The sequence below is a fragment of the Paraburkholderia sp. SSBN10T genome, from assembly GCF_056619545.1.
Genome location: NZ_JBWQQI010000006.1, coordinates 300007 through 318972, shown reverse-complemented (window position 1 = coordinate 318972; position 18966 = coordinate 300007). Strand labels below are relative to the sequence as shown.

Annotated in this window: 16 protein-coding genes; 2 read left to right on the top strand and 14 right to left on the bottom strand. The window is 63.4% G+C overall.

Going from position 1 to position 18966, the window contains the following annotated elements; translation table 11 throughout:
* Window positions 1-47: 47 nt before the first annotated feature.
* From AC1ECK_RS12320 to AC1ECK_RS12255, 14 genes are all read right to left on the bottom strand, one after another.
* Window positions 48-1769 (bottom strand): SpoVR family protein, encoded by a 1722-nt coding sequence (locus AC1ECK_RS12320; protein ID WP_480319342.1) that lies wholly within the window; start codon window positions 1767-1769, stop codon window positions 48-50.
* Window positions 1766-3037, bottom strand: a complete 1272-nt coding sequence (locus AC1ECK_RS12315; RefSeq protein WP_480319340.1) for a YeaH/YhbH family protein — start codon at window positions 3035-3037, stop codon at window positions 1766-1768. Before AC1ECK_RS12315 ends, AC1ECK_RS12320 begins: the two co-directional genes overlap by 4 nt.
* A 226-nt stretch (window positions 3038-3263) precedes the next feature.
* Complete coding sequence (locus AC1ECK_RS12310; RefSeq protein ID WP_137958367.1) at window positions 3264-5186, bottom strand: PrkA family serine protein kinase; 1923 nt, start codon at window positions 5184-5186, stop codon at window positions 3264-3266.
* Window positions 5187-5874: 688 nt separating this feature from the next.
* Window positions 5875-6636 (bottom strand): 2-keto-4-pentenoate hydratase, encoded by a 762-nt coding sequence (locus AC1ECK_RS12305; protein ID WP_480319338.1) that lies wholly within the window; start codon window positions 6634-6636, stop codon window positions 5875-5877.
* A gap of 368 nt (window positions 6637-7004) precedes the next feature.
* Window positions 7005-8819 (bottom strand): methyl-accepting chemotaxis protein, encoded by a 1815-nt coding sequence (locus tag AC1ECK_RS12300; protein WP_480319336.1) that lies wholly within the window; start codon window positions 8817-8819, stop codon window positions 7005-7007.
* 381 nt (window positions 8820-9200) lie between these two features.
* Window positions 9201-10127: a ribokinase gene (gene rbsK, locus AC1ECK_RS12295; RefSeq protein ID WP_480319334.1), complete on the bottom strand. Its 927-nt coding sequence runs from the start codon at window positions 10125-10127 to the stop codon at window positions 9201-9203.
* Window positions 10128-10201: 74 nt separating this feature from the next.
* Window positions 10202-11254, bottom strand: a complete 1053-nt coding sequence (locus AC1ECK_RS12290) for a LacI family DNA-binding transcriptional regulator (protein WP_480319331.1) — start codon at window positions 11252-11254, stop codon at window positions 10202-10204.
* Window positions 11255-11422: 168 nt separating this feature from the next.
* Window positions 11423-12454, bottom strand: a complete 1032-nt coding sequence (locus AC1ECK_RS12285; protein ID WP_480319326.1) for an ABC transporter permease — start codon at window positions 12452-12454, stop codon at window positions 11423-11425.
* Complete coding sequence (locus tag AC1ECK_RS12280; protein ID WP_480319321.1) at window positions 12451-14046, bottom strand: sugar ABC transporter ATP-binding protein; 1596 nt, start codon at window positions 14044-14046, stop codon at window positions 12451-12453. The genes AC1ECK_RS12285 and AC1ECK_RS12280 overlap by 4 nt, the downstream gene beginning before the upstream one ends.
* Before the next feature lie 317 nt (window positions 14047-14363).
* A complete protein-coding gene (locus AC1ECK_RS12275; RefSeq protein ID WP_480319316.1) occupies window positions 14364-15320 on the bottom strand; it encodes a substrate-binding domain-containing protein in 957 nt (318 codons plus the stop codon).
* Window positions 15321-15655: 335 nt separating this feature from the next.
* A complete protein-coding gene (gene corA, locus AC1ECK_RS12270; RefSeq protein ID WP_480319462.1) occupies window positions 15656-16633 on the bottom strand; it encodes a magnesium/cobalt transporter CorA in 978 nt (325 codons plus the stop codon).
* 162 nt (window positions 16634-16795) lie between these two features.
* Window positions 16796-17236 (bottom strand): hypothetical protein, encoded by a 441-nt coding sequence (locus AC1ECK_RS12265; RefSeq protein ID WP_480319314.1) that lies wholly within the window; start codon window positions 17234-17236, stop codon window positions 16796-16798.
* 64 nt (window positions 17237-17300) lie between these two features.
* On the bottom strand, window positions 17301-17717 hold the full coding sequence (locus AC1ECK_RS12260; RefSeq protein WP_480319312.1) for a PIN domain-containing protein: 417 nt from the start codon (window positions 17715-17717) through the stop codon (window positions 17301-17303).
* Window positions 17704-17940, bottom strand: coding sequence for a FitA-like ribbon-helix-helix domain-containing protein (locus tag AC1ECK_RS12255; RefSeq protein WP_480319310.1), 237 nt, complete (start codon window positions 17938-17940; stop codon window positions 17704-17706). Before AC1ECK_RS12255 ends, AC1ECK_RS12260 begins: the two co-directional genes overlap by 14 nt.
* A gap of 248 nt (window positions 17941-18188) precedes the next feature.
* Here AC1ECK_RS12255 and cydX point away from each other — a divergent pair, with 248 nt between their 5' ends.
* Window positions 18189-18362 (top strand): cytochrome bd-I oxidase subunit CydX, encoded by a 174-nt coding sequence (gene cydX / locus AC1ECK_RS12250; protein ID WP_480319308.1) that lies wholly within the window; start codon window positions 18189-18191, stop codon window positions 18360-18362.
* Window positions 18362-18940, top strand: a complete 579-nt coding sequence (locus AC1ECK_RS12245) for a P-loop nucleotide/nucleoside kinase family protein (RefSeq protein WP_480319306.1) — start codon at window positions 18362-18364, stop codon at window positions 18938-18940. Before cydX ends, AC1ECK_RS12245 begins: the two co-directional genes overlap by 1 nt.
* Window positions 18941-18966 lie beyond the last annotated feature (26 nt).

Here is an 18966-nt window from a genome sequence, read left to right as displayed (position 1 = left end):
ACCGCGCTCCTCAAGGCTCGCTGCGCAAATATCCCACCTTCACCGGATCAGAGTCGTACCGCCGGCGGCACATAGCGGCACTCATAGCGCTTTCTGACCGTGCCGTTTTCATCGACGCTTTCAAGATACACGTCGAACTGCCATAGCCGCGCCATATGCTTGAGCACCTCTTCGCTATCGTTGGACAGATGGCGGTTGTCGCTCATGAAATGCCGCAGCGTCAGACTGCGGTCGCCGCGCGTATTGACCGACCACACCTGGATGTTCGGCTCGCGGTGATGCATGTCGTACTGCCGCGACAAAGCCTGGCGCACGTACTGATAACCGCTGTCGTCGTGGATCGCGGAGACTTCGAGCGCGTCGCGCATATCGTCGTCCAGCACCGAGAAGAGCCGCATTTCGCGGATCAGATGCGGGGACAGATACTGCGCAACAAAGCTCTCGTCCTTGAAATTGCGCATTGCGTAGTGCAACGACTGCAGCCACGGACTGCCGGCCAGCTCGGGGAACCACTTGCGGTCCTCGTCGGTTGGGTTTTCGCAGATGCGGCGAATGTCGCTCATCATCGAAAAGCCCAACGCGTAAGGATTGATCCCGCTGTAATACGGCTTGGTGACAGGCGGCTGATAGACCACATTGCTGTGCGAATGGAGAAACTCCATCATGAAGCCGTCTTCCAGCTTGCCCTGGTTATACAGCGTGTTGAGCAGGGTGTAGTGCCAGAAGGTCGCCCAGCCCTCGTTCATCACCTGGGTCTGGCGCTGCGGATAGAAATACTGGCCGATCTTGCGCACGATGCGAATCACCTCGCGCTCCCACGGCTCCAGCAACGGCGCATTCTTCTCCGCGAAGTACAGCAGATTCTCCTGCGGCTCGGGCGGATAGCGGTCGTCGGTTTCTTCCGGCAGCGGCGTATGCTTGGTCGGCAAGGTGCGCCACAGTTCGTTCACCTGCGACTGCAGATACGCCTCGCGCTCGCGGCGCGCCGCGGACTCCTTTTCCAGCGAAAGCTTTTGCGGCCGCTTGTAGCGGTCCACGCCGTAATTCATCAACGCGTGGCAGGAGTCGAGTAGTTCCTCCACCCGGTCCATGCCGAAGCGCTCCTCGCACTCCGCAATGTAGTTCTTTGCATAGACGAGGTAATCGATGATGGCGTGGGCATCCGTCCACAGCTTGAACAGATAGTTGCCCTTGAAGAACGAGTTGTGGCCGTAGGCCGCATGCGCGATGACGAGCGCCTGCATCGTCATCGTGTTCTCTTCCATCAGATACGCGATGCAAGGGTTCGAATTGATGACGATTTCGTACGCCAGCCCCATCTGGCCACGACGGTAGCTTTTTTCGGTAGCCAGGAAATGTTTGCCGAACGACCAGTGCCGGTAATTGACCGGCATGCCGACGGACGCATAGGCATCCATCATCTGTTCAGCGCTGATGAGTTCGAGCTGGATCGGATACACGTCAAGCTCATATTGCTCTGCAACACGAGCAATATGCGTGTCGTATTCCTCGATCAGTTCGAAGGTCCAGTCGGACGGGCACGGCAGTGGCCGCCTATCGGCTACGTTCATACGGACTTCCCTTTGCCCATCTGAGGGCGTTCCGGTGTGTCCCTGTGCTGCTGCAGCATGCTCAAGACCTGCTCCCGCGTCAACGGCCCCAATTTCGGCCGCTGCGGCTTCGGCATGCCCTGATTGCGGCTTCGGCACGCCTTCGTTGCGCTCCGGCTGATAGCCGCGCGCCTCATTGTGCAGGTGTTTGGTGCTCATGACGAAGCCACCTGCTTTTCAAACAACTCCCGGAACACTGGATAGATGTCGGCGGCCGTCTCGACCTTCTTCATCGCCATATGCGGCTGGGATAGCGCGAGTTGCGCATATTCGAGCCACAGGTTCTGTTCTTCGGGCGTTACCTGAATATACGCAAAATAGCGCACCTTCTCGAGAATGTCATCTGCAAGGATCTTGCGGCACTTGGGCGAATCGTCAGTCCAGTTGTCGCCGTCCGAGGCCTGCGCGCCGTAAATGTTCCATTCTGTAGGCGAATAACGCTCCTCCATCACTTTCTTCATCAGTTCCAGCGCGCTCGACACCACCGTGCCGCCGCTTTCCGTCGAATGGAAAAAGGTGTCTTCGTCGACCTCCTCGGCACGCGTGTGGTGGCGGATAAAAACCACCTCGATGCGTTCGTAATTACGCTTGAGGAACAGGTACAGCAGGATGAAGAAGCGCTTGGCGAGATCCTTGCGCTGCTCGTCCATCGATCCCGAGACGTCCATCAGGCAGAACATCACCGCCTGGCTCGACGGCTGCGGCTGCTTGACTCGGTTCACATAACGCAGGTCGAACGGATCGATGAACGGGATGCGCCAGATCCGCCCGCGCAGATGATGGATTTCCTCCTCGAGCACCTTGATCTCCTCGCGGCGATCAGCGGGATCGGCCTTCAGCTCTTCGAGCTTGCGCTCCAGCTCGTGCAGGTCGTTGACAAGCGGCGCGCCGAGCGCGATGCGCCGGCCGAGCGCGCTGCGCAGCGAACGGACCACATCGATGTTGTTGGGGGTGCCTTCCGCCGCCCAGCCGGCGCGAATGCTCTTCCAGGTGGGGACCGCCAGCAGATGGGTTTTCACCAGGCGCGGCAGTTCGAGGTCGTCGAAGAAGTACTGCATGAACTCTTCGCGGCTCAGTTCGAAGACGAAGTCGTCCTGCCCCTCGCCTTCGTTGCTGGCCTGGTTGCCGCCGCCTCCGCCGCCCCCGCCTTGAGGACGTGGAATCTTGTCGCCGCGGATATAGTCGGCGTTGCCCGGGTGCACCATTTCGCGCTTGCCGCCAGGACCGTGCCGGAACGACGGCTCCGCGATGTCCTTGCGCGGAATCGTAATGCTCTGGGTGTTCTGGATATCCTTGATGCTACGGTCGCGCACCGCTTCCGAGACGGCACGACGAATATAGTTCTTGACACGACGCAAGAAGCGTTCGCGGTTTGCAATACTTTTGTTCTTGCCAGCTAACCTGCGGTCGATGATTTGATGAAGCACATCCGGTCTCCCATGCAGGTACTGCGAGTCGATCGGAGTTTGTGCTTCAGCACTGGGTCCGATCCCGTGCAGCGCCTCTAATTTCGGGTTCGCGAGACGTACGCTGCTGACGCGCGTAGCAGATGCACGGTGGCATTTACAACGTTATGTCCATGCAGCTTGCGCCTCGCAAGGTGCCCGCGCAGTCTCCCTGCGCGGGCGGCACGCTATCATTTTCATGAGCAGATCACGATGACTTGCGCACGCGCAGATACCAGTCACACAACAACCGCACCTGCTTGGGCGTATAACCCTTCGCAACCATCCGGTTGACAAAGTCTTCGTGCTTGCGCTGTTCCTCCGCCGAACCCTTTGCATTGAACGAAATCACCGGCAACAGTTCTTCCGTGTTCGAGAACATCTTCTTTTCGATCACGACGCGCAGCTTCTCGTAGCTGATCCACGCCGGGTTCTTGCCTGCGTTCGCAGCACGTGCACGCAGCACGAAGTTGACGATCTCGTTGCGGAAGTCCTTCGGATTGCTAATTCCAGCAGGTTTCTCGATCTTCTCCAGTTCCGCATTCAGCGAGGCACGGTCGAAACTCTCGCCGGTGTCGTGGTCGCGGAACTCCTGATCCTGGATCCAGAAGTCGGCGTACGTGACGTAACGATCGAAGATGTTCTGCCCGTACTCCGAATACGATTCCAGATAAGCGGTCTGAATCTCCTTGCCGATAAACTCTGCGTAGCGCGAAGCGAGCACGTCCTTGATAAACGACAGGTACTTCTGCTCGGTTTCCGGTGGGAACTGCTCGCGCTCGATCTGCTGTTCGAGCACGTACATCAGATGCACCGGGTTCGCAGCCACCTCGGTCGAGTCGAAGTTGAACACGCGCGACAGGATCTTGAACGCGAAGCGGGTCGACACACCGGTCATGCCTTCGTCGACGCCGGCAAAGTCGCGGTACTCCTGATACGACTTGGCCTTCGGATCGGTGTCCTTGAGATTCTCGCCGTCGTAGACCTGCATCTTCGAAAAGAGGCTGGAGTTTTCCGGCTCCTGCAAGCGCGTCAACACCGACATCTGCGCCATCATCTTCAGCGTGCCGGGCGCGCATACGGCGCTTGCCAGCGAAGAGTTGCGCAACAGCTTCTCGTAGATCTTGATCTCTTCCGAATAGCGCAGGCAATACGGCACTTTCACGACGAAGATCCGGTCGAGCAAGGCTTCATTGTTGCGGTTATTGCGGAACGCCTTCCATTCAGACTCGTTCGAGTGGGCGAGGATCACACCGTCGAACGGGATCGCACCGAAACCTTCCGTGCCCTTGAAGTTGCCTTCCTGGGTGGCGGTGAGCAGCGGGTGCAGGACCTTGATCGGCGCCTTGAACATTTCGACGAATTCGAGCAGGCCCTGATTCGCGAGACACAGGCCGCCGGAATAGCTGTACGCGTCGGCGTCATCCTGGGCGTATTGCTCGAGCTTGCGGATGTCGACCTTGCCGACCAGCGACGAAATATCCTGATTATTTTCGTCGCCCGGCTCGGTCTTGGCGATACCGATCTGCCGCAGGATGGAAGGATAGCGGCGCACCACGCGGAACTTGCGGATGTCGCCGTTGTACTCGTGCAGCCGCTTGACGGCCCACGGGCTGAGGATGCTTTTCAGGTAGCGGCGTGGAATACCGTATTGTTCTTCGAGGATCGGACCGTCCTCGTCGTAGTCGAACAGACCCAGCGGCGACTCGTTCACCGGCGAGCCCTTGATCGCGTAGAACGGTACGCGCTCCATGAGTTGCTTCAGACGTTCCGCGATCGACGATTTGCCGCCGCCGACCGGCCCCAGCAAATACAGAATCTGTTTCTTTTCTTCGAGCCCCTGGGCCGAATGCCGGAAGTACGCGACCACCTGCTCGATCACTTCTTCCATTCCGTAGAACTCACGGAATGCGGGGTATACCTTGATGACCTTGTTCGCGAAGATCCGCGACAGGCGCGGGTCGTTACGAGTGTCGATCTGTTCGGGTTCTCCAATTGCCGTCAACATGCGTTCGCCGGCTGTAGCGTACGCGGCGGGATTGTCTTTGCAGAGCGCGAGATACTCCTCGAGCGAGAGTTCATCCTCTCGCGTTTTCTCGAAGCGGGTCGCGAAACTGCTGTAGATATCCATGCTACCTCCTCGCCAAAGTCTAGACCGATGTCGTGCGCGGCGCGCTAATCGGAAACGACATCGCTCGAATTCATCCTAAACCCTTTTAAATTTTTTTTCACGGACTACGTGATGAAAATCGTGCCGTGTTGCCCTCCCTACAATCCTCACTTGGAAACACAGATTCGGTCACCTACAATCTTCGACCGCATTGCCACGATTCGTCAGGCTCGCAGCAACAACCTGTGCTGCTCCCATACACGAACCATCCGTGCTTCGACCTGCGCTTGCACCATTGCGTGTCACGCTTTGCCTTGCGCTTTTTTTCCTCAACGCGCAGCGAAGCGTTTCCGTGTACAGCGTTGATGCAGTGTTACATGTTTGTCTGCATGCCGTGCTGTTACATCTTCGTCGCTGACAGGTTCGTCACCGCAGCGCCGCTTTCGTTCGTCTCGAATTGCAAAGCGGTGTGCGTGCTCGCACCAAGCTGCCCGATATCCACATCGGCTGCATGGTCTGCCACTTACATAACTTAACTGTATGTCGGCGCTGCGTGCGTTCGATTACATAGGTGTATACGGGGAGGCGCGCCTGGCGGATGCGTCATGCCGCGGCGTGACGGGCCATGGCAACCATGCCGGGCGGCACGGCGGCCGTGTCGCGTGATGAGTTCAGCGCACACGGCTTCCCGGAGGTAGGGCGCTGCGGGTCAGGTCAGCTCGATCTCGACTTCGCCCAGGCCGTCGATGCGGCCATACACGGCGCCCGCCCGCTCGACCCGGTGCGCGCCGACATACGAACCGGTTGTAATGGTCCATTCCGGTTCGATGGTGATGCCCATTGCCGCACAGTGGTTGACAAACCAGACCAGCAGTTCGCGTGGGTCGCCGGCCGGATTGCCGGTTGCTTCGGGCACCAGCGACGCACCGTCAAATGTCAATTCCAGCGCCGGCGAGACAAAATCGAACGTGCGCGCAAATCCCGCGTAGGCAACCGGGTGTCCGGTCACGAGCGCACCGTTGTTTTGCGCATCGGCCAGTTGCGCGAGCGGAGCGATATTGGGCCACTCGCTAAAGCGGCTATCGACAATCTCGATCGCAGGCAGCACTGCGCCGACGCGCGCGAGCACCTCATCGCGCGCATAGGCTTCGCCGCGCGGCTCGATCGCCTCGTTGAAGCGAAAGGCAATCTCCAGTTCCAGCAAGACGCGGAAAAAACCGCGATGGGCGAGCGTGGCCGGCGACCCGTGCACGAGCGAGGCCGGGATGGGCGCACCCGAGGCGGCCGCCCCCGGCGCCTTGGCGCCGATCTTCCAGGCGCCGGTCGACTGCTCGAGGCCGGCGATCACGGCCTGCTGGATCGCATAGGCGGTGGCGGCGTCGGGCGGCAGGCTGTCGGGCGGAGGAGCGTCGATCAGGCGGTGCTGCCTGCGCGCCTGAACGAGGCGTTGCGCAAGGTCGTGTGGCGTCATGTCGGTCCTTTCTGGCTGGCGCATTGAATGGGCAATCGCGCCCGACAATGTACCGGAACACAAGTCGAACCGGGGTGCTTACTGCGTCGACCATGAAAAAAGACCACGGTTGTACGCGCAACCGTGGTCCTGTTCGTGCTGCTGGATTCCGCCATGGCGGCGATGGGTGGGCCGTGCCGGCAGCGCCGGCCGTCAAAGCGGCGCGGCGTGCGCCAGTGCGCCGTAAGGCTGCTGCAATGCGCTTTGTGTCATCGCGCGCCGGAGCGGACGAGCGCTGTGCTCTCTGCGGTCTATGGCCGCATGCTTCCCATCACGCTTAAACCCTCTGCTAACGCCTGGCTAACCCTCAAGCGCCGCGTCGAAGGTCATCAGAACGTTTCCCAGTCGTTATCGCTGCCGGCGGCAATTGGCGCCTTGGCGACAACCGGTGCTTTGGCAGCAGCCGGTGCCTTGGCCGCGGCTACGGCCGGAGCGGGCGCGGACGGTGCGACAGGCGCAACACCTGTCGTTGCCGCAGCCGGCGCAGACGACGGCGTGGCCGCCGGCGCGCGGCGCGGGCTCGCTGTGGTGGCCTTCTTGCGCACCGCCGGCTTGTGGACCGCACTGCGCACTATGTGGGCAGCCGGCGCCTTGGCATCGCCATCGGCGATCTGGAACACGGCCACCGCAGTACGCAGCTTGCCGGCCTGATCTTCAAGCGACTGAGCCGCGGCGGCCGCCTCTTCAACCAGCGCCGCGTTCTGCTGGGTCACTTCGTCCATCTGCGTGACCGCCCGTGCAACCTGCTCGATCCCGCTGCTCTGCTCCTCGGAAGCCGCGGCGATTTCACCCATGATGTCGGTCACGCGCTGCACGGCGCCGATGATCTCGGTCATCGTGCGGCCGGCCTGGTCGACCAGCGCCGAGCCGGACTGCACCCGCTCCACCGAGGTATCGATCAGTTCCTTGATTTCCTTGGCTGCCGCCGAAGAGCGCTGCGCCAGGCTGCGCACTTCGCCCGCCACCACGGCAAAGCCGCGCCCTTCCTCCCCGGCGCGCGCCGCTTCGACGGCAGCGTTGAGCGCCAGGATGTTGGTCTGGAAGGCGATGCCTTCAATAATGGAAATAATGTCGGCGATCTTGGCCGAGCTCTGGTTGATGTCGCCCATCGTGCCGACCACCTGCCCGACCACCGCATTGCCCTTGTTGGCGATTTCCGAGGCGTTGGCCGCCAGCGAGCTGGCCTGGCGGGCGTTGTCGGCGTTCTGCTTCACGGTGCCGGTCAACTGGTCCATGCTCGAAGCCGTCTGTTGCAGCGCCGACGCCTGCTCTTCAGTGCGCGAGGACAGATCGATGTTGCCCGCGGCGATCTGGCGCGTCGCCGTGGCGATCGACTCGCTGCCGCCGCGCACCGAACGCACCGTCTCGGTCAAGCTGCGCTGCATCTTCGCGATGCCTTCCAGAAGTTGCCCCATTTCGTCGCGCGTCGCCACGATCACCGGGCGGCGCAGGTCGCCGGCGGCGATCGCGTCGAAATGCTCCAGAGCGTCGGCCAGAGGGCGGCCAATTGCGCGGCTCAACGTCAGATACGAAAACAGCGCCGCCAGCAGGCCGACAGCCAGCGAGACGATGCTCACGAGGCGGAACGTACCGAAGCTGTCCTGCTCGGTGTCGAAGCCCTGCTGGGCCTGGGCGAACTGCAGCTTGCGCAAGGCGTCGTCGGCAACCGCCAGGTCGTTGTACTTGACCTGCAGGTCCTTCGCGGCGTCGGGAATTTTCGACTGGTCGGTCCCGGCCACGAGCGCGGCAAACGCGTCCAGCGCCTGATGCAGCGTTTCACGTTTGGCCGCCACGTCCTGCGCCAGGCGATCCTCCTCCGCCTCACGCGGCAGGCCGAGATATTTTTTCCACCAGGCGTCCGATGTAGTGCGCATGAGGCGGGCGCGCTCCAGCGTGACAGCAACCTCCGGCGTGCCGAACATGAACGCCGCCCGGTCGAGCGCGAGACGCTCGCGCGCCGCGTACAGTTCGGCGTTGCCGATATCGACTGCACTCGGCATCTGGTTAGCGAACGTTTCGTGATGGGCGTCGTTCGCGCGGCTCATGCCCATGAGCCCGAGAACGCCGATGATCAGCAGCAATGCGGCGAGAAAAGCCATGGTCAGGCCGATCCGTGCCTTGATGGTGATGCCCTTGTTCAACATGCTGGTTCCTGTGACGTGACGAATGAGAGGGGGCGTGTGCGGCGCCAGGTACGGTTGACCTTCGCCAGGCCGGCGCCTTCTAGATGCGGCGCTCTAACAGTCGTTTACGGCATTCGGACAACATACTTAAAGTTTTTATATGGTCTGACGATTGACCGGGTTAAAGCTTGTACAAATTACAACTCGCTTGGAGCCTGGCCAGAAACCAGGCAACGCGCGCATGACGAAGCGCCCACCGGCGCGGGTTGGACCCATTGCGACCGCCGGGGCTGGCTGATGAAAAGGAAGAAAGGCGCTTGCGGGCGATGGCGCGAAGCGTTTGCGGCAGAGTCAGGCGTGGAACCCGTGACGCCCTGTCAGGCAGACGCCACGTGTTCGGCCTTAGGCGCCCAGTTCAGCGAGCGTGGGGATAGAGGTTTGCGCACCGGCGCGCGTCACGGAGAGCGCCGCCGCCCGCTGGGCGAAGCGGATCGCAGCATCGATGCTCTCGCCGCGCGCGAGTTGAGCCGCCAGGGCGCCGATGAAGGTATCGCCGGCAGCGGTCGTGTCCACGGCCGCCACCTTCTGCGCGGCGTAGAGCGTGGGCTCGGCGCCTTCGAGCGCGACCAGCACGCCGCGTGCGCCGAGCGTGACCAGTACGTTGCGCGCGCCGGCGCTGCGCAATGCCGCTGCCGCTTTGGCTGCATCCTCGGGAGAGTCCACCGGCAAGCCCGTGAGGGTGGCGGCTTCCAGTTCGTTCGGAATCAGATAGTCGATCAGTTCGAACCACCCGGCGGGGAGCGGCCCGCTCGCGGGCGCCGGGTTCAGGATCACCGTCTTGCCGAGCCGGCGGGCGCTCGTCAACGCCGCCTGCACGGCGGCCAGCGGCGTTTCGAGCTGGCAGACCACCACGTCCGCCGCGGCCAGTGCAGTTTCGTGCAGGGCGATGGTCGCCGGCGTCACTTCCCCGTTGCTGCCCGCAATGATGACGATGGCATTCTGGCTGGCGTCGTCGACCACGATCAGCGCCACCCCGGTCGGAGCCGATGGGCTCGTTTCGAGCGCGGCGCAATCGATGCCCTCGGCGGCAAGCCCGGCCCGCAGTTGCGCACCGTTCGCGTCGGCGCCGACGCAGCCGAGCATCGCCACCTGCGCGCCGAGGCGCGCCGCCGCGACGGCCTGGTTGCCGCCCTTGCCGCCCGCCACCTGGGCAAACGTGCTGCCGGCGAGCGTCTCGCCGGGCTGCGGCAGGCGCGGCGCCCGCGCGACGAGGTCCATGTTCAGGCTGCCGACTACCGTTACCCGTCCGCCTGCTGACTGACTTGCCAAGTCGCTTCTCCTTCAGATTGTCATGGGTGGATCCGCCCTCGCGGCACGCCGGGTGCGCGCCGTGGCGCGCGAGACTAAGCCGCGACGCCCGCGCGCCCCGCCCCGGCCCCGGCGCCCGTCCACGTCGCGGTGGACTCGCGCACGATCAGGCGCGGCGCGACCACGCGCCGGCGAGCCGGTGCGCCGGCCGTGCCGGCTGCGGTCCCGGTAATCCGCTCGATCAGCGTCTGCGCCGCCATCTCGCCGAGCGCGCGCACCGACTGCCCGACCGTCGACAAGGCCGGATAGGTAAACCGTCCCAGTTCGATATCGTCGAAGCCGATGATCGAACAGTCGCGCGGCACGCTGATATTACGTTCCGCAGCGGCGCGCAACGCGCCGATGCCCATCATGTCGTTGCCGGCAAAGATTGCCGAAGGCATCACGGTCTCGAACAACTGGCTCGCGGCCCGATAGCCGCCGGTGCCCGAAAAGTCGCTTTCGACAATCGCGCCCGGCGCGATCTCGATGCCGCGCTCCGCCATTGCGCGGATAAAACCGTGCACGCGCATCGCGCTGACGGCGGTCGCGACCGGCCCGGTGATGCAGCCGATCTTCACATGGCCGAGTTCGAGCAGGTGGCGCGTCGCCAGATAGGCGCCCTTTTCATGGTCGATCTGCACCAGATCCGCGTTCAGTCCTTCGATGTTACGGTCGACCACCACCAGCGGCTCGCGCGCGTCGGCGAGCGCCTGCGCGAGCACGGCGTCGTCGCCGGCCGAAGCCACGATCAATCCATCGATACGCTTTTCCTGCAGCACCCGCAGGTAGTTGCGCTGCTTGGCGGGATCGTCGTCGGAATTGCAGAAGAACACGCAGTAGCCGTTGCGCGCGCAACCGTCCTCGATGCCGCGCGCCAGTTCGGCGAAGTACGGATTCGTACTGTTGGGCACCACCAGACCGATCGTCGCGGTCGCCCGGGCCTTCAGCGAGCGGGCGACCGCCGACGGCACATAGTGGAGTTGCCGGATCGCATGCTCGACTTTTGCGCGCACATCGGCCGACACCGGCCGCGAGTTGTTCACGACGTGCGAAACCGTCGTGAACGACACGCCTGCCACGGCCGCTACATCCTTGATGGTCGCCATAACCTGTTGCTCTCCTGCCTGTTTTTCCCGCCGGCCGGTGCGACGCGCACCGGGCCCAGCGTTTGCATCAATGACAGATCCAACCTGCTGCACCCACACCCTGCTTGCTGCCCTGCTTTCCTGCCTGGCCGCCGGTACGGCCGCTCATGCGATCGCTCACATGACCGCTCAGGCCCGCTTGCGCCGGCTCCGGTAGGTATCCAGCACGACCGCCACCACGATGACCGCGCCGGTAATGATGCGTTTGGTCGGCTCGTTCGCGCCGATCTGCGCGAGCCCTGCCGCCAGCACCGAAATGATCAATACGCCGAAGAAGGTGCTGATGACCGAACCCCGGCCGCCCATCAGGCTGGTACCACCAATCACGACAGCGGCGATCACCTGCAGTTCCATGCCGACGCCGGCATTCGGATCCGCCGCTTCGAGCCGCGAAATCTGGAACAGCGCCGCGAGGCCCGCCAGCGCGCCCATCAGCGCGAACACGATCACCTTGTAGGGACGCGGATTGACGCCCGCGAGCCGCACCGCCTCCTCATTGGTGCCGATCCCGACCAGGTACCGGCCGAACACCGTACGCGTGAGCACCAGATGGGCGCTCACCATCACCACCACCGCGATCAGGAAGGCCGGCGAGATGCCGAAGGCGATCGGGTTGGACAGCACGTCGAAGGCGTCGCCGATATAGGCCGTGCGCGAGTTCGTCATCTGATAGGCGACCCCGCGTGCCGCTTCGAGCACGCCGAGCGAGACGATGAACGACGGAATCCGCCAGCTCACCGTCACGGCGCCCGTCACGGTGCCGGTCAACGCCGCTGCGGCGACGCCGAGCAAAGCCGCCGGCAACGGCGCCCATTGCCATTTCAGGGCCGCCACGCTCACCACCGAAGCGCCCAGCGCCAGCACCGAGCCGACCGACAGATCGATGCCGGCGATGATCAGCACGAAGGTCATGCCGACCGACATCACGACGAGGTCGGGAATCTGGTTGGCGATCGTGCTGAACGTGTCGTAAGTCAGAAAGTGCGAACTGAGCAGCGAAAACAGCACGATCATCGCCAGCAACGCGCCGGCCAGACCGAGGTAATTCGAAAAGCCGAGGCGCGTGCCCGCCGGCTTGCCGCCCGCGAGCGGCGCCGACGGGTCGGACACCGGAGCGGCGTTGGCCCCGCTCGAGCTGCCGCCTTGGGGTTGATGCGTCATGACAGACTCCCTGCTGAATGGGTGTCGTGGGTGTGCAGCAAGGTTTCGCGGGCGCGGTAGCCGGCGAATGCCGCGGCCAGCAATGCGTCCTGCGACCAGCTCTCGCGCTCGAAAATCCCCGTGAGACGCCCCGCCGACATCACGCCGATCCGGTCGCAGATCAGCATCAGTTCGCGCAGGTCGCTCGACACCACGACGAGCGCGCGGCCCTCGCGAGCCAGCGCGCCCATCAAGCCATAGATATCGAACTTCGCGCCGACGTCGATGCCGCGCGTAGGTTCGTCGAATAACAGCACGCGGCAATCGCGCGCCAGCCAGCGGCCGATCACGACCTTCTGCTGGTTGCCGCCCGACAGCTCGCCGACAATCTGCCCCGGCCCGGAGCTGCGAATCCGCATCGCCTCGATCTGTTGCCGGGCCAGCGCGTTTTCGCGCTTCGCGTCGACCACACCGTGACGCGCCACGTTGCCGAGATTGCCGAGCGAGACGTTGGCTGCGATCGGTTGCGGCAGCAACAGTCCTTCGCCCTTGCGGTCCTCGGTGATCAGCGCAATGCCCGCGCGCACCGCATCGACCGGCGAGCCGATCTGCACGGGCGTGGGCGCGGCGCCCGGCGTGGCGGCGAGCGATACCGTGCCGCGGTCCTTCTGGTCGGCGCCGAAGATGAGCCGCATCAGCTCGGTGCGGCCCGCGCCGATCAGACCGCTCACGCCGAAAATCTCGCCGGCGCGCACCTCGAACGACACGTCGTTCACGACCTTGCCGCGCGTGAGACCCTCGACCTTCAGCAGCGGCGCGCCGATGTTGCGCACGCCCAGATCGATCCGCTCGCCCAGCTCGCGCCCGACCATCAGCGTGACGATCTGATCGCTGCTCAACGCATTCATCGCTTCGACCTTCACCAGCCGGCCGTCGCGCAACACCGCGACGCGCTCGGCCACCTTGGCCAGTTCTTCGAGGCGGTGCGAGATATAGACCAGCGCCACGCCGCGCGACTTGAGGCGCTCGATCTGCTCGAACAGCAGGTCGACTTCGCGGGCGGTCAGCATCGCGGTCGGCTCGTCGAGAATCAGGACGCGGCAATCGCCGATCAGGTTGCGCGCAATCTCGACCATCTGCTGATGGCCGATGCCGAGCTCGCCGACCAGCGTGTCCGGGTCGATCGCTTCAAGCCCGACCTGCGCCATCGCGGCCCGCGCGTCCTCGCGCAGACGGCGCCGGTCGATCCAGCCGAGGCGCAGCGGACCGGCTTGCGGCAAACGGTTCAGGAACAGGTTTTCCGCCACCGACAAGGTCGGCAGCAAATTCAGTTCCTGCATCACCATGCGCACGCCTAGCGCTTCGGCTTCAGTGCGGCTGGCAGGCGCGTACGGCGCATCGGCAAGACGCATCGAGCCGGCAGTGGGCTCGACGAGTCCGCCGACGATCTTCGACAGCGTGCTCTTGCCTGCGCCGTTTTCACCCGTGAGCGCCAGCACCTCGCCGGCAAACAGCGAGAGCGCGATATCCGCGAGCACGGGTTCGGCATACGTCTTGCCGATCCCCGTCACGGACAGTACGGCGGGCAGTGCATGGTGGGCGGTCAATTCCATCGCGATCCTGGTTCCGGGGCCGCCTCGCAAGGGCTTCAGACGGACGGCAGCCGGCTGGAGCCCGGAGCGGGCAACCACGTGTCATGCCGGCTCAAGGCAGGTTTTGCGCTGGATTTTCCAACACACCCGGTCCCGCCGCATCCGCCGACATGGCGCTTATCTCTGAAATAACGGCGGCGGCGCAGCTTTCTTGAGCGTTTATTGAATTGAAGCGGACCGGCGGACCGGCGGACCGGCGAACCAGCGGGCCGGCGGGCCGCGCTCGCGCCGAGCGGCTGCGCGAGCGCGGCGCCCGCTTGCCGGCGGCGCGGCTGGACTTACTTCGTCACGAGATCGACGGGCGTTTCGACCACGCCCGACAATTCGGATTGCTTCTTGTGCTCGCTCAGGGCCTTGAGCGCCGTATCGATGCCGAACACGGCCTGCTTCGCCGCGTACTGATCGGCGGTGGCAAGCACGCGGCCGTCCTTCAGCATCGGCTTGATCGCGCCGATGTTGTCGTAGCCGACCACGTAGACCTTGCCCTGCTTGCCCGCGGCACGCACGGCCGAGACTGCGCCGATGGCCATATTGTCGTTACCGCACAGCAGCGCCTTGATGTTCGGGTATTCGTTGAGGATGGCCGAAGCAACGGCGTTGCCCTTGTCGATTTCCCATTCGCCCGACTGCACCGAGTCGATCTTCGCGCCGACCTTCTGCATGGCCGCCTTGAAACCGGCGGTCCGCTGCTGCGCGTTGGTGGTCGTCGACACCCCCTCGACGATGCCGACTTCGTCGCCCGCCTTCAGCTTCTGGGCCAGGTAGTCGCCGACCTTCTGCGCACCCTTGGCATTGTCGGGACCGACGAACGGCACGTTCAGGTCCTTCGACTTCAGCACGTCCGGATCAAGCCGGTTGTCGATGTTCACGACGATGATGCCGGCGTCGACCGCCTTCTTGACCACCGGCACCAGCGCCTTCGAATCGGCCGGCGCCAGCACGATCGCATCGACCTTCGAGACGATCATCTGCTCGACGATCTGGATCTGCGCCGCCGTATCGGTCTCGTTCTTGATGCCGTTGGTGATCAGGTCGAACTGGTTCGCGTTGTGCTTCTGATAGTCCTTCGCGCCGGTTTCCATGGTGAGGAAGAACTCATTGGCGAGCGACTTCATGACGAGCGCCACTTTCGGCTTTTTTGCAGCCTGGGCGTGGGCGGTGGAAAACGGCAGCGCAACAGAAGCGGTGAGTGCGACAGCAGCCGCCAGAACACGGCGGCGAATGCGGTGGTCCATGCGAATCTCCAGGTTTATAGGCTCGGGATGAGCCGTGTTTTTGACTTCGCGCAAACGTTTGCGAGGCTCATTCTCAGCGTAGCCTGTTCACCATGTCAACGACTTGCATTGTTGCACTGCACAGGCGCCACGCTCCGCCGTGCGCCGGCAATGCGGCCGTGACGGCCCGCATCCGGCATACCTCAAGAGTTCGCTTTGGCATGAGTCTCCCGCTTCGTCCGCGCTTGCTGGTTTCCCGCCGTCTGCAAGCTTTGCGGGCGGCGGGCCGCCTATCCTGGACTTATATTGCGTGCGATGCAAGGGGGAGCGACGAGGCGCGGCGCGAGCACAGGCGTCTAGAGCCAGCCGGCCTTGCGAAAGCGCCACCACAAGAAAATGTCGACCGACAGCATCACGGCCAGGCATAACGGATAACCGTACTTGTAATGCAGCTCGGGGATGCTCTGGAAGTTCATGCCGTAGATGCCGGCGATCATCGTAGGCACCGCGAACAGGGCAGCAAACGAGCCGAGGCGCTTGGTCACCTCGCTCTCGGCGAGCGAGATCATGCCGAGGTCGACCTGGATCGCCGTCACGATCATTTCGCGGCGGCCGTCGATGGTCCGCACGATGCGTTCCAGATGGTCGTAGATATCGCGGAAGTAAGCTTCCATGCCCGAGCACACCTGCGGCACGCGGCCGCCGCTCAGCTTGCCGATCGCTTCCTGGAGCGGCGCCACATGATGCTGCAGGCTGACGAGGCGGCGCTTGAGCGAATACAGATCCTCGATGATCGCCCGCGATGCGCTGACGTTGTTCCTGTCGAAGATACGGTCTTCGACTTCCTCGATTTCGGCGCCGAGCGCCTCGAGAATCGGGAAGTAGCGATCGACGATATCGTCGGCGAGCGCATACAGCACGAAACCGGCGCCCTCCTTGAGCAGCTCGGGCTCGCGCTCGCAGCGCGCGCGTACGTCGCTAAAGCCGAAGCGGGTGCGATGCCGCACCGACAGCACGTAGTTCGAGCCGACGAACACGTCGACTTCGCCGATCAGCAGTTCGTGGTCGTCGTCCATCTCGACCGTATGCAGCACTGCGAACACCGACTCGCCGTACTCCTCGATCTTCGGCCGCTGATGGCCCTGCAGCACGTCTTCGACCGCCAGTTCGTGCAGGTTGAATTCCGCTTTCATGACGGCCAGTTCTTCGGGACCCGGGTCCTTGAGCGCGACCCAGACGAAGCATTCTGGCCGCGCCACATACTCGCTGATGTCCTCGATCGGGATATCGGCGAGCTTGCGGCCGTCCTGGTAGGCCGCGCAATTGATCAGCATGGTGTGGATTACCTCGAAAACGGCGGCAGGCTGCGGCGCCGCCATGGCGCGTGCCTCGGCACTGCCTCGCCTGCACGTTTGAACAGATGACAGCCGCCATGTTAGCGGCTTTGCCAGCCGGCGATGTCCGCGAAGTGTCATCGCGGTGCGTCGCGCGCTGCGCTACTGCGCGACGCGGTGCAGTTCGATGCGGTGATCCGCGTTGAAGGTAACCGACGCCCGGTTGCTGTAACGGGTGTCGGGCGTCACGATGAAATGCATTTCGACGACCGGGTCGAACTGGGTCGAGACGGCGATCCGGTGCGCGCCGGGGCTCAGGTAGAAGACGACGTGCTCGCCGTTCAACAGGTCGGTGACCTGCTCGCCGTCCACGTAGACGAGCGCATCGCGAAAGCGCACGATCAGGTCGCGCGAGCGCTCGCGCCGCACGTCGACAGCGACGAGTCCAGCAGCGGGGTCCGTGTAGCCTGGCTGGAGGATGCGCGTAGCGGGCACGGGTTTGAAGGCCACCGGCTCGGCCGGTTCGGAGGCGCACGCGGCCAGCAAGGCGAACACGATGCCCAGCACTGCGGCTTTCCAGGCGACCAGCAGGTGCTTCGACATGACGCGTCTCCCCTTTTCTATTGCTGTGGCATGCGACGGATGCTGCGGGTTCGCAGTGGCGGCGTTAGTCGAACGGGTTCAATACGCGCACCCCGGTACCCATAAAATCCTTGACATTGCGCGTGACCACCATCAGGTCACGGGTAAGCGCTGTCGCAGCGATTAGCTTGTCCATTGGGTGCTCTGCGCGTGGGACGCGCAACCTCCCCCATACTTGCGCTGCGTCCTCGCCGATCGCAAGGATGCGGTCAGCGAACATCTCCAGTACCGAATTCGTCCACGCTTCGAGCAACATCGCCTGCGGCGCGTCGCCTCGATATTGCACCACTTCGACGCCCCGTCGTAGTTCTCCTACGGTAATCACCGAAAGATACAGAGCGTGCCCCTGGTCGGTCGCGTGTTCGAAAAATCGCCGAACACCAGGGTTGGCCCGCCCCCATCGCCTGATCTCGCTGATGACGTTGGTATCAATCAAATACAACCGGCGCCTCGCCCGTATCGTCCACCCGCTCGAAATCAGCGTCTTCGCCGACATCGGGCATGCTCATGAGCAATTTGATGAACTGGCGGTTTTCCAGCCGATGCAGTGCGTCTTCAAGAATAGCCAGGTGTTCGGCTTCGGCACTACGGCCGTGAGCCGCCGCCTCGCGCTCCAACGCCTTGACCAGCCGTTCGTCTACGCCTCTTACCAAGAGATCTGCCATATCGCCTCCCATTCACACGTCGCCATCCATCATAGCAACGTACCGGCGATCCGCCAGCCTGGCCGAACGGCCGAGCCCACGCCCTCTTGCGCGCGGCCCGCTTCTTGTTCATGATCGTGCCGTATGGGCGACACGCCGCCCGGTGTCCGGATGAACGCCCGTCACGTTCCAGCAGGTTTGCTTCGCTTCACCCACGCACCGGATGCGTCGCGCATCGAGCGCGCGGGATTTCGCTCAAGGAGACTGCAATGTGGTATTTCAGTTGGATTCTCGGTATCGGCGTGGCGCTGGGCTTCGGCATCATCAACGTGATGTGGCTCGAGGCCAACGGCAAGTTCGCCCGTGATGCGGCGCCCGGCGAGCCGCTTGCCGACACTACCAGCGCCACCACCCCGGCCGGCGCGACGAAAGGCCAAGCCTAGTGACGTACCTGGTTTTTATCTGTGGACATGCCGGCACGGGCAAGACGACACTCGCCAGACGCCTGCTCGGCCCGTTGATGAGTTCGACCGGCCAGGCCTTCTGCCTGCTGGACAAAGACACGCTCTACGGCGGCTACAGCGCCGCCGCAATGGGACTCCTCACCAACGATCCCAACGACCGCGACAGCCCGCTGTTCCTGCAGCATCTGCGCGACCCGGAATACCGCGGCCTGATCGACACCGCACGCGACAATCTCGAACTCGGCGTCAGTGCGCTGGTGGTGGCGCCGCTCTCGCGTGAAGTGCGCGAGCGCAAACTGTTCGATCGGGCGTGGCTCGGGGTGAGCGACGAGGTGGCGATTCGGGTCGTCTGGGTGCACACCTCGGAAGAGACGGCGCGCCAGCGGATACTCGCACGCGGCGATCCGAACGACGCCTATAAGCTGGCCCATTGGGACGAATACCGGCAACGCCGTTTCACGCCGGACGGCGAGAGTTGCGTAGGCCTGCTGACGTTCGACAATACCGCAGCGGGTGCGGCCGAAGACAACGCGCTGCTGGCGCAGATTGTGGGCTAGGCGCCCGTCGTGCGCTGACCAGGCGC

What these genes read in the sequence shown, in the direction of transcription:
- corA (WP_480319462.1), bottom strand. Translation starts at nt 16,633, where the DNA reads ATGCTGATCAATTGCGCGGCCTACCAGGACGGCCGCAAGCTCGCCGAT.
- cydX (WP_480319308.1), top strand. Translation starts at nt 18,189, where the DNA reads ATGTGGTATTTCAGTTGGATTCTCGGTATCGGCGTGGCGCTGGGCTTC.
- AC1ECK_RS12320 (WP_480319342.1), bottom strand. Translation starts at nt 1,769, where the DNA reads ATGAGCACCAAACACCTGCACAATGAGGCGCGCGGCTATCAGCCGGAG.
- AC1ECK_RS12255 (WP_480319310.1), bottom strand. Translation starts at nt 17,940, where the DNA reads ATGGCAGATCTCTTGGTAAGAGGCGTAGACGAACGGCTGGTCAAGGCG.
- AC1ECK_RS12280 (WP_480319321.1), bottom strand. Translation starts at nt 14,046, where the DNA reads ATGGAATTGACCGCCCACCATGCACTGCCCGCCGTACTGTCCGTGACG.
- AC1ECK_RS12275 (WP_480319316.1), bottom strand. Translation starts at nt 15,320, where the DNA reads ATGGACCACCGCATTCGCCGCCGTGTTCTGGCGGCTGCTGTCGCACTC.
- AC1ECK_RS12305 (WP_480319338.1), bottom strand. Translation starts at nt 6,636, where the DNA reads ATGACGCCACACGACCTTGCGCAACGCCTCGTTCAGGCGCGCAGGCAG.
- AC1ECK_RS12290 (WP_480319331.1), bottom strand. Translation starts at nt 11,254, where the DNA reads ATGGCGACCATCAAGGATGTAGCGGCCGTGGCAGGCGTGTCGTTCACG.
- AC1ECK_RS12285 (WP_480319326.1), bottom strand. Translation starts at nt 12,454, where the DNA reads ATGACGCATCAACCCCAAGGCGGCAGCTCGAGCGGGGCCAACGCCGCT.
- AC1ECK_RS12310 (WP_137958367.1), bottom strand. Translation starts at nt 5,186, where the DNA reads ATGGATATCTACAGCAGTTTCGCGACCCGCTTCGAGAAAACGCGAGAG.
- AC1ECK_RS12300 (WP_480319336.1), bottom strand. Translation starts at nt 8,819, where the DNA reads ATGTTGAACAAGGGCATCACCATCAAGGCACGGATCGGCCTGACCATG.
- AC1ECK_RS12265 (WP_480319314.1), bottom strand. Translation starts at nt 17,236, where the DNA reads ATGTCGAAGCACCTGCTGGTCGCCTGGAAAGCCGCAGTGCTGGGCATC.